Origin of the sequence: Carnobacterium jeotgali MS3 (assembly GCF_000745125.1) — a bacterium.
GTDB lineage: Bacteria > Bacillota > Bacilli > Lactobacillales > Carnobacteriaceae > Carnobacterium_B > Carnobacterium_B jeotgali.
The window spans coordinates 1-7,119 of sequence record NZ_JQNF01000002.1 but is presented as its reverse complement, the minus strand read 5'-3'; the positions used below and the strand labels follow the sequence as shown (position 1 = coordinate 7,119).

Here is a 7,119-nt window from a genome sequence, read left to right as displayed (position 1 = left end):
TACAACAAAGGTACAAGCTGAAGAACTTTTAACTACCCCCGTGAACAGTGTAAGTTACGATATAGATCAAGGTGGACTACAAGAATTTGAAGTTGGAGATTCCCCTGATGAGACCTACACTATTACCATTGAAGAAGAACCTCAATTTTCTATTATGGCAAGAGGTATCAAAAATAATACCTATAAAGTCACAAAAGAACGAGCTCTGCAATGGAAAGTAAGCTATAAAATAGATATAAAAGGAAACTCTATTACTAAGGCGCACTCACCTTCTATAAACAATTACATAGGAAGTGTTCGTAATTCAAGTTTAAAAGTGGATAATTCTAAACAAGCTACTTACTACATAAATATGATTATGCTAAAACTGAACAGCCCGGTGAATGTTCGTGCAACACTTCAAAATAATAAAATTATTGTAACCTATTGAATTAATCAACTAATTCTACGGTAGTGGTCCCCCAACCTAAATAATTACCTATCGTAAAGTAGAGAGCATAAGCATTCATTATAATACAACAAACACACGCTAGATAAACAAACTTATAGAGTGTGTTTGTTTTTTTGTTTCTCTTAATAATAATAGGGGCTAGAATTAAACCAATTGGGGGGATTAAACTTCCTATAAAAGCAAGAATTAACAGGATTAAACCTTCGTCTTTATCTGTATTTCCACGAATAAAATCTAATTTTTGAACATTTTCTTCTATTTTGACTTCATTTTCTTCAATCTTTCTTTTAAGTTCCTGATTTTCTTTTAGTAATTCGTCAATCGAAACTTCGTAATAGGTACTTAGCTTTACTAGATTATCTAAATCAGGGTAACTATTGCCATTTTCCCATTTTGAAATGGACTGTCTTGAAATATGTAAATAATCGGCCACATCTCCTTGCGAATAGCCCTTATTAACTCTACTTGCCTTCAATCGTTCTCCTAAGGCCATAATTATTCCTCCTTCTGCTCTTCTTTATTCTATCATACCGAAAGTAAGGATCATTGACTATAATCTATTAGTTGCCTTTTAGCACCTAATGGTTGCTACTATGTAACTAATAGCGTTCTTTTAATTTTAGCCGAATATAAACATAATTAAGTTATAAAAAGAAAAAGGAGGGTATAGTGAATAATTGTAGTTTTGTAGTTCTAAATGATGAAAAATAAAAAGTTTTATACAAAATAGGAGGAAAATTATAATGAAAAAAATTGTACTTAGTTTACTAGCAGGAAGTATGTTAGCGAGTTATGCTTTACCTACATATGTAAGTGCTTCTGTTTTTTCTGAAGATGAGATTAGAGAAGTTAATGTTACAGAGGAAAGCATTTTAGAAAATGATATTCAAGCTGACGAACCTATAATAGTTGATAGTGGAGAAAATTCTGATGATACTATTAATTCTCAAAATTTTACAATTGAATATGAAGAAGATGGTCCAGTGGTTATAATCTACGAAGAAAATATTAAAACAGCAAGAGCTGCTGCTGGAAGCACTAGTGTTTCTAAATGGGGAGCTTGGACGAACACTCGCATATCAGTTAGTAGAGGAGTTTTAGCAGGCGCAATTAATACTACTTTTTACACTGGAATAGCTGGGGTAGCTGGAACAATTGGATTACCTGTACTTGCTGTAACAGGATTACTGAATTCAGCCCAATGGACTAAATTAGGAAATGCTCCAGGAACTGCAGTTGCAAAAAAATGGGATACAAGCGGGAATGGCTGGGTAGAATTTTATATGAGCAAAGGGTATAATGCAGCAGGAAAACATGTTGCAACTAAATACAAAACGAAGTAGCTATAAAGTAGCTATATAGGTTAGAGGTGATTTTATGTTTAAAAAGTATAAAGAATTTACAGAGAAACACCCATATGTTTATGTCATACTAATAATGGTATTTACTAGTTTTATTGGTATCTCAATAGAATATATAGTAAATAAAAGTTTTATCGGCGGAGGATTATATACAGCTATAGCACTTACTTTAATTGAACTTTTAAGAGTAAGAAGAAGAAATAATTTAAAAAATTAATATTTTAAATGTAAATTAAAACTTTGTTGACATAATCACCATTAAACAAAGAACTCCCACCATAATAAAATGGTGGGAGTTCTTTGTTTAATGGTGATTATGTCAACAAAGTTTTAATTTACATTTAAAATATTAATTTTTTAAATTATTTCTTCTTCTTACTCTTAAAAGTTCAATTAAAGTAAGTGCTATAGCTGTATATAATCCTCCGCCGATAAAACTTTTATTTACTATATATTCTATTGAGATACCAATAAAACTAGTAAATACCATTATTAGTATGACATAAACATATGGGTGTTTCTCTGTAAATTCTTTATACTTTTTAAACATAAAATCACCTCTAACCTATATAGCTACTTTATAGCTACTTCGTTTTGTATTTAGTTGCAACATGTTTTCCTGCTGCATTATACCCTTTGCTCATATAAAATTCTACCCAGCCATTCCCGCTTGTATCCCATTTTTTTGCAACTGCAGTTCCTGGAGCATTTCCTAATTTAGTCCATTGGGCTGAATTCAGTAATCCTGTTACAGCAAGTACAGGTAATCCAATTGTTCCAGCTACCCCAGCTATTCCAGTGTAAAAAGTAGTATTAATTGCGCCTGCTAAAACTCCTCTACTAACTGATATGCGAGTGTTCGTCCAAGCTCCCCATTTAGAAACACTAGTGCTTCCAGCAGCAGCTCTTGCTGTTTTAATATTTTCTTCGTAGATTATAACCACTGGACCATCTTCTTCATATTCAATTGTAAAATTTTGAGAATTAATAGTATCATCAGAATTTTCTCCACTATCAACTATTATAGGTTCGTCAGCTTGAATATCATTTTCTAAAATGCTTTCCTCTGTAACATTAACTTCTCTAATCTCATCTTCAGAAAAAACAGAAGCACTTACATATGTAGGTAAAGCATAACTCGCTAACATACTTCCTGCTAGTAAACTAAGTACAATTTTTTTCATTATAATTTTCCTCCTATTTTGTATAAAACTTTTTATTTTTCATCATTTAGAACTACAAAACTACAATTATTCACTATACCCTCCTTTTTCTTTTTATAACTTAATTATGTTTATATTCGGCTAAAATTAAAAGAACGCTATTAGTTACATAGTAGCAACCATTAGGTGCTAAAAGGCAACTAATAGATTATAGTCAATGATCCTTACTTTCGGTATGATAGAATAAAGAAGAGCAGAAGGAGGAATAATTATGGCCTTAGGAGAACGATTGAAGGCAAGTAGAGTTAATAAGGGCTATTCGCAAGGAGATGTGGCCGATTATTTACATATTTCAAGACAGTCCATTTCAAAATGGGAAAATGGCAATAGTTACCCTGATTTAGATAATCTAGTAAAGCTAAGTACCTATTACGAAGTTTCGATTGACGAATTACTAAAAGAAAATCAGGAACTTAAAAGAAAGATTGAAGAAAATGAAGTCAAAATAGAAGAAAATGTTCAAAAATTAGATTTTATTCGTGGAAATACAGATAAAGACGAAGGTTTAATCCTGTTAATTCTTGCTTTTATAGGAAGTTTAATCCCCCCAATTGGTTTAATTCTAGCCCCTATTATTATTAAGAGAAACAAAAAAACAAACACACTCTATAAGTTTGTTTATCTAGCGTGTGTTTGTTGTATTATAATGAATGCTTATGCTCTCTACTTTACGATAGGTAATTATTTAGGTTGGGGGACCACTACCGTAGAATTAGTTGATTAATTCAATAGGTTACAATAATTTTATTATTTTGAAGTGTTGCACGAACATTCACCGGGCTGTTCAGTTTTAGCATAATCATATTTATGTAGTAAGTAGCTTGTTTAGAATTATCCACTTTTAAACTTGAATTACGAACACTTCCTATGTAATTGTTTATAGAAGGTGAGTGCGCCTTAGTAATAGAGTTTCCTTTTATATCTATTTTATAGCTTACTTTCCATTGCAGAGCTCGTTCTTTTGTGACTTTATAGGTATTATTTTTGATACCTCTTGCCATAATAGAAAATTGAGGTTCTTCTTCAATGGTAATAGTGTAGGTCTCATCAGGGGAATCTCCAACTTCAAATTCTTGTAGTCCACCTTGATCTATATCGTAACTTACACTGTTCACGGGGGTAGTTAAAAGTTCTTCAGCTTGTACCTTTGTTGTACTGTTAAGAGTAAAAATAGTGAAAAAACTTAGAGCAAAAATGATTTTTTTCAAGTGAATTCCTCCAATTTTTATAATACCGGTAGTGATAAACTGATATGTATATCCTTTATTTGGGATAGTTAGCTCTTTTGTTTAATTAGTTTTTCTTCTGAAGCTGAAAATTTCGATTAAAGTAAAAAGGTTATTATTCCAATAATTGCAAAAATTAACATCGTTATTATTAGTGTAGTTAGGATTATTTTCAATTTTTTTTGTTGCATTAAATCACCTTTCTATTTCTATTTTTTTAGTCAACTAGATCTGATTTTCTCAGTAAATAATAACCAATAATAATTAGAGCGTATCCCAAGCTGATTTTTTTGTTTAATACAGTAACAATAGCTAAACAAAAAATAAGAAGAGACAAAAATTGATAGCAGCTTCTTTTAGTTATTTTTTTCATTATGATATCTCCCATAACCATTCTCCTAACCTAGTAGTTCATAATTAAATTATCTATCTTATCTTATGAAACGAAAAGAACGCAATGGTTTACATGGTAGCAACCAATGGTTGCTACCATGTAAACCATTGCGTTATAGTCATACTTCCTTACTTTCATTATGATAGATATAAGTAATAAGCAAGGAGGAATAACATTGTTATTGGGAAAAAAACTAAAAAGTAGTAGAGTTAAAAAAAAATATTCACAAAATGATGTAGCAGAACAGTTACATATTTCAAGGCAATCTATTTCCAAATGGGAAAATGACATCAGCTATCCTGAATTAGATAACCTGGTTAAATTAAGTACCTATTATCAAGTTTCAATTGACCATTTATTAAAAGAGAAGCCCTAAAAAAATAGATCTAATTCGATTGAAAAAAAATTAATTATTCATTAAGAGGTAGCTATAATAACTGAATTTATTTATACTTAAAAGAGAAAATTAACCAGAAGGAATGATTATTATGATAGGAACACTTGGAGATTCTCAGGCTAATTATAAAGCGATTATTCAGTCAGAAAAATTAAGTAATTGTAGAAAGAACGACTTACTTAGAAATGTTCTAACGGACATTGAGATTGTCTTTTTTGGAACACATGATAAGGAACAAGATCTCATCCAACAACAAGAAGAAGCTAAACAGCTTTATAATGACATTAGTATGAATTTTCTTGCTTGTTAAGATTAAAAAAAGTCGACAGTGAACCTAATCTGTCGGCTTTTTCTAGTTTAAAAGTACTAAAAACCTAGTCTGAAATTCAATAACGTCTCGCTGATTTCATCTTCATTGATTCCAATATAGCGCTTGGTAATTTTCTCGCTGCTATGACCGAATATTTCCATCAGTGTAGCTACGTCTTTGGTTTTCTTGTAATAGTGGTAACCAAACGTCTTACGTAGCGTGTGCGTCCCAATATCGTCTCTTCCTAACAGCTTAGCGACCTTTTGAAACATCTGATAGACCGTATTCACTTCCACATGGCCACCTTTGGTGCTCGGAAACAAATAATCCTCTGGTGCTAAGTCTTTCGTGTATTCTAAAATCAAGTCCTGCAGACTACTCAAATACAAAATACGCGTTTTCCCTGTTTTTTTCTCTACAATACGAGGGTTTTTGGAAGAAATCAGGTCTTGTTTCTTCAATTTTACAATATCCGACATGCGTAAACCGCTATTAATCCCGATCAAAAACAGAAAAACATCCCGATCCGCGTTTTTATTTCTTCTCAAACAGAATAAAAAGTCGTTTATTTCTTGTTGCGTTCTTAATGGTTGGACGTTGTAACTCATTTAAAAGCCCTCTCCTCTCACAAAAGTGATACATGATTTTGTTTAGTATACCATATAATCGTGTGTTGAAGGACGAACTAAAAAAAGAACCCTATTGGAATAGGATTCCGGATACACGATTTTATCCAATTTCATGTATTTAATATTTATAAAAAGCATTAGATAACTTAAAGGAACGATTGGCTATATAATTTAATTGATCTTTCCATATTGACTAAACAAAATAAGGTCACTATAACTACTGTGACCTTATAAATTAATTTAATTAGGAATAATTGAATTTATCTATTTTTGTACACTGTTAATATCCATATCTAATATTGGATATGGAAGTCAATTCTTTTAGTTTTTTAGATTGATAGTCTGATAGAGTAACTCCATCATTTCTGATTGCTTTAGAAATATCTAAGTTCATACGACTTAAAATCATAGGAATAGAAGCGCCCTTTTGTTCTAATTCTTCAAAATAATTCTCTAATACATTTTGTAGCGACTCGTTTTCTAAGTTTGTTTTTAAATCATCTAATAGATCAGTAATAATATTTGCTGCTTGTTTTGCTCGTTCATTTCCTCCGGAATACCATTTTGTTTTGCCCATAAAATATCGCTCCTTAATTATAGTCACACGTGAGTTTAGTTGCTATTGTACTTTCTTTATAGTCTATTGAAGTTAAACTATTTTTGCTAATATAGCGCAATTGTCGACACCTTAAATGGTAAGCATACTCTATTATAGTTCTGTATTAATTGTCCCTTCAATAAACTTATTTATTGATAATAAACAATTTAGAACTACTCTTTTTTTTAGTCTAGCTATTTATACATAACTTAAGTAGATTAAAAGTCATCTAATGACTCGTCAAAATGACTATTTTCAGTCAGATTATTATAAAATGCTGCATATGTACAATATACATATGGTTTTAACCATAGAAATCCGATTCCTAGAGATAGAATGCTTAAAATGCCCCAGCCAATAAAGCTTAACTGTAATACAAAGTATTCCCACTTATGGCCATCCATCATTTTTCTACTTTCTGTTATGCAATCGAGAGCAGATACTTTTCCATTTTCAGTTAGTATTTTTTGATCTTTATAAATGAAATAGGCTTGAGAATAAGATATTGTTTTTATAATTCCTGGTACGAT

Annotated in this window: 14 protein-coding genes; 6 read left to right on the top strand and 8 right to left on the bottom strand. The window is 31.1% G+C overall.

Features of this window, described 5'->3' with window-relative positions; all coding sequences use genetic code 11:
- Window positions 1–430, top strand: a 430-nt coding sequence (locus BP18_RS12660) for a DUF5626 family protein (protein WP_035050128.1), incomplete at its 5' end; no start/stop codon positions are given.
- Between the two features lies 1 nt (window position 431).
- On the opposite strand, the gene BP18_RS00195 is transcribed toward BP18_RS12660, so the two are convergent.
- A complete protein-coding gene (locus BP18_RS00195; RefSeq protein ID WP_007725663.1) occupies window positions 432–944 on the bottom strand; it encodes a helix-turn-helix domain-containing protein in 513 nt (170 codons plus the stop codon).
- 250 nt (window positions 945–1,194) lie between these two features.
- Here BP18_RS00195 and BP18_RS00190 point away from each other — a divergent pair, with 250 nt between their 5' ends.
- Window positions 1,195–1,794 (top strand): hypothetical protein, encoded by a 600-nt coding sequence (locus BP18_RS00190; protein WP_029276986.1) that lies wholly within the window; start codon window positions 1,195–1,197, stop codon window positions 1,792–1,794.
- A 34-nt stretch (window positions 1,795–1,828) separates the two neighbouring features.
- The gene (locus tag BP18_RS00185) at window positions 1,829–2,029 is read left to right on the top strand and encodes a hypothetical protein (protein WP_007725661.1); all 201 of its coding nucleotides are present in this window, start codon (window positions 1,829–1,831) and stop codon (window positions 2,027–2,029) included.
- 132 nt (window positions 2,030–2,161) lie between these two features.
- Here BP18_RS00185 and BP18_RS00180 read toward each other — a convergent pair whose 3' ends face one another.
- The gene (locus BP18_RS00180) at window positions 2,162–2,362 is read right to left on the bottom strand and encodes a hypothetical protein (RefSeq protein WP_007725661.1); all 201 of its coding nucleotides are present in this window, start codon (window positions 2,360–2,362) and stop codon (window positions 2,162–2,164) included.
- A gap of 34 nt (window positions 2,363–2,396) precedes the next feature.
- The gene (locus BP18_RS00175) at window positions 2,397–2,996 is read right to left on the bottom strand and encodes a hypothetical protein (protein WP_029276986.1); all 600 of its coding nucleotides are present in this window, start codon (window positions 2,994–2,996) and stop codon (window positions 2,397–2,399) included.
- A gap of 250 nt (window positions 2,997–3,246) precedes the next feature.
- Here BP18_RS00175 and BP18_RS00170 point away from each other — a divergent pair, with 250 nt between their 5' ends.
- Complete coding sequence (locus tag BP18_RS00170) at window positions 3,247–3,759, top strand: helix-turn-helix domain-containing protein (protein ID WP_007725663.1); 513 nt, start codon at window positions 3,247–3,249, stop codon at window positions 3,757–3,759.
- A gap of 1 nt (window position 3,760) precedes the next feature.
- Here the strand turns inward: BP18_RS00170 and BP18_RS00165 are convergent, their stop codons facing one another.
- Both BP18_RS00165 and BP18_RS12655 read right to left on the bottom strand, forming a co-directional pair.
- The gene (locus tag BP18_RS00165; RefSeq protein ID WP_007725664.1) at window positions 3,761–4,243 is read right to left on the bottom strand and encodes a DUF5626 family protein; all 483 of its coding nucleotides are present in this window, start codon (window positions 4,241–4,243) and stop codon (window positions 3,761–3,763) included.
- Window positions 4,244–4,478: 235 nt separating this feature from the next.
- A complete protein-coding gene (locus BP18_RS12655; protein WP_197050073.1) occupies window positions 4,479–4,634 on the bottom strand; it encodes a hypothetical protein in 156 nt (51 codons plus the stop codon).
- 196 nt (window positions 4,635–4,830) lie between these two features.
- Between BP18_RS12655 and BP18_RS00160 the strand changes: the two genes are divergently transcribed.
- On the top strand, window positions 4,831–5,031 hold the full coding sequence (locus BP18_RS00160) for a helix-turn-helix domain-containing protein (protein WP_007725638.1): 201 nt from the start codon (window positions 4,831–4,833) through the stop codon (window positions 5,029–5,031).
- 112 nt (window positions 5,032–5,143) lie between these two features.
- Complete coding sequence (locus BP18_RS00155) at window positions 5,144–5,362, top strand: hypothetical protein (protein ID WP_007725640.1); 219 nt, start codon at window positions 5,144–5,146, stop codon at window positions 5,360–5,362.
- A gap of 56 nt (window positions 5,363–5,418) precedes the next feature.
- On the opposite strand, the gene BP18_RS00150 is transcribed toward BP18_RS00155, so the two are convergent.
- The 3 genes from BP18_RS00150 to BP18_RS00140 form a co-directional block, all read right to left on the bottom strand.
- Entirely contained in the window at window positions 5,419–5,970 is a 552-nt protein-coding gene (locus BP18_RS00150; protein WP_007725642.1) for a tyrosine-type recombinase/integrase, read from the bottom strand.
- Window positions 5,971–6,271: 301 nt separating this feature from the next.
- Window positions 6,272–6,568, bottom strand: a complete 297-nt coding sequence (locus BP18_RS00145) for a bacteriocin immunity protein (protein ID WP_029278285.1) — start codon at window positions 6,566–6,568, stop codon at window positions 6,272–6,274.
- A 239-nt stretch (window positions 6,569–6,807) separates the two neighbouring features.
- Window positions 6,808–7,119, bottom strand: a 312-nt coding sequence (locus BP18_RS00140; protein ID WP_035050126.1) for a DUF975 family protein, incomplete at its 5' end; no start/stop codon positions are given.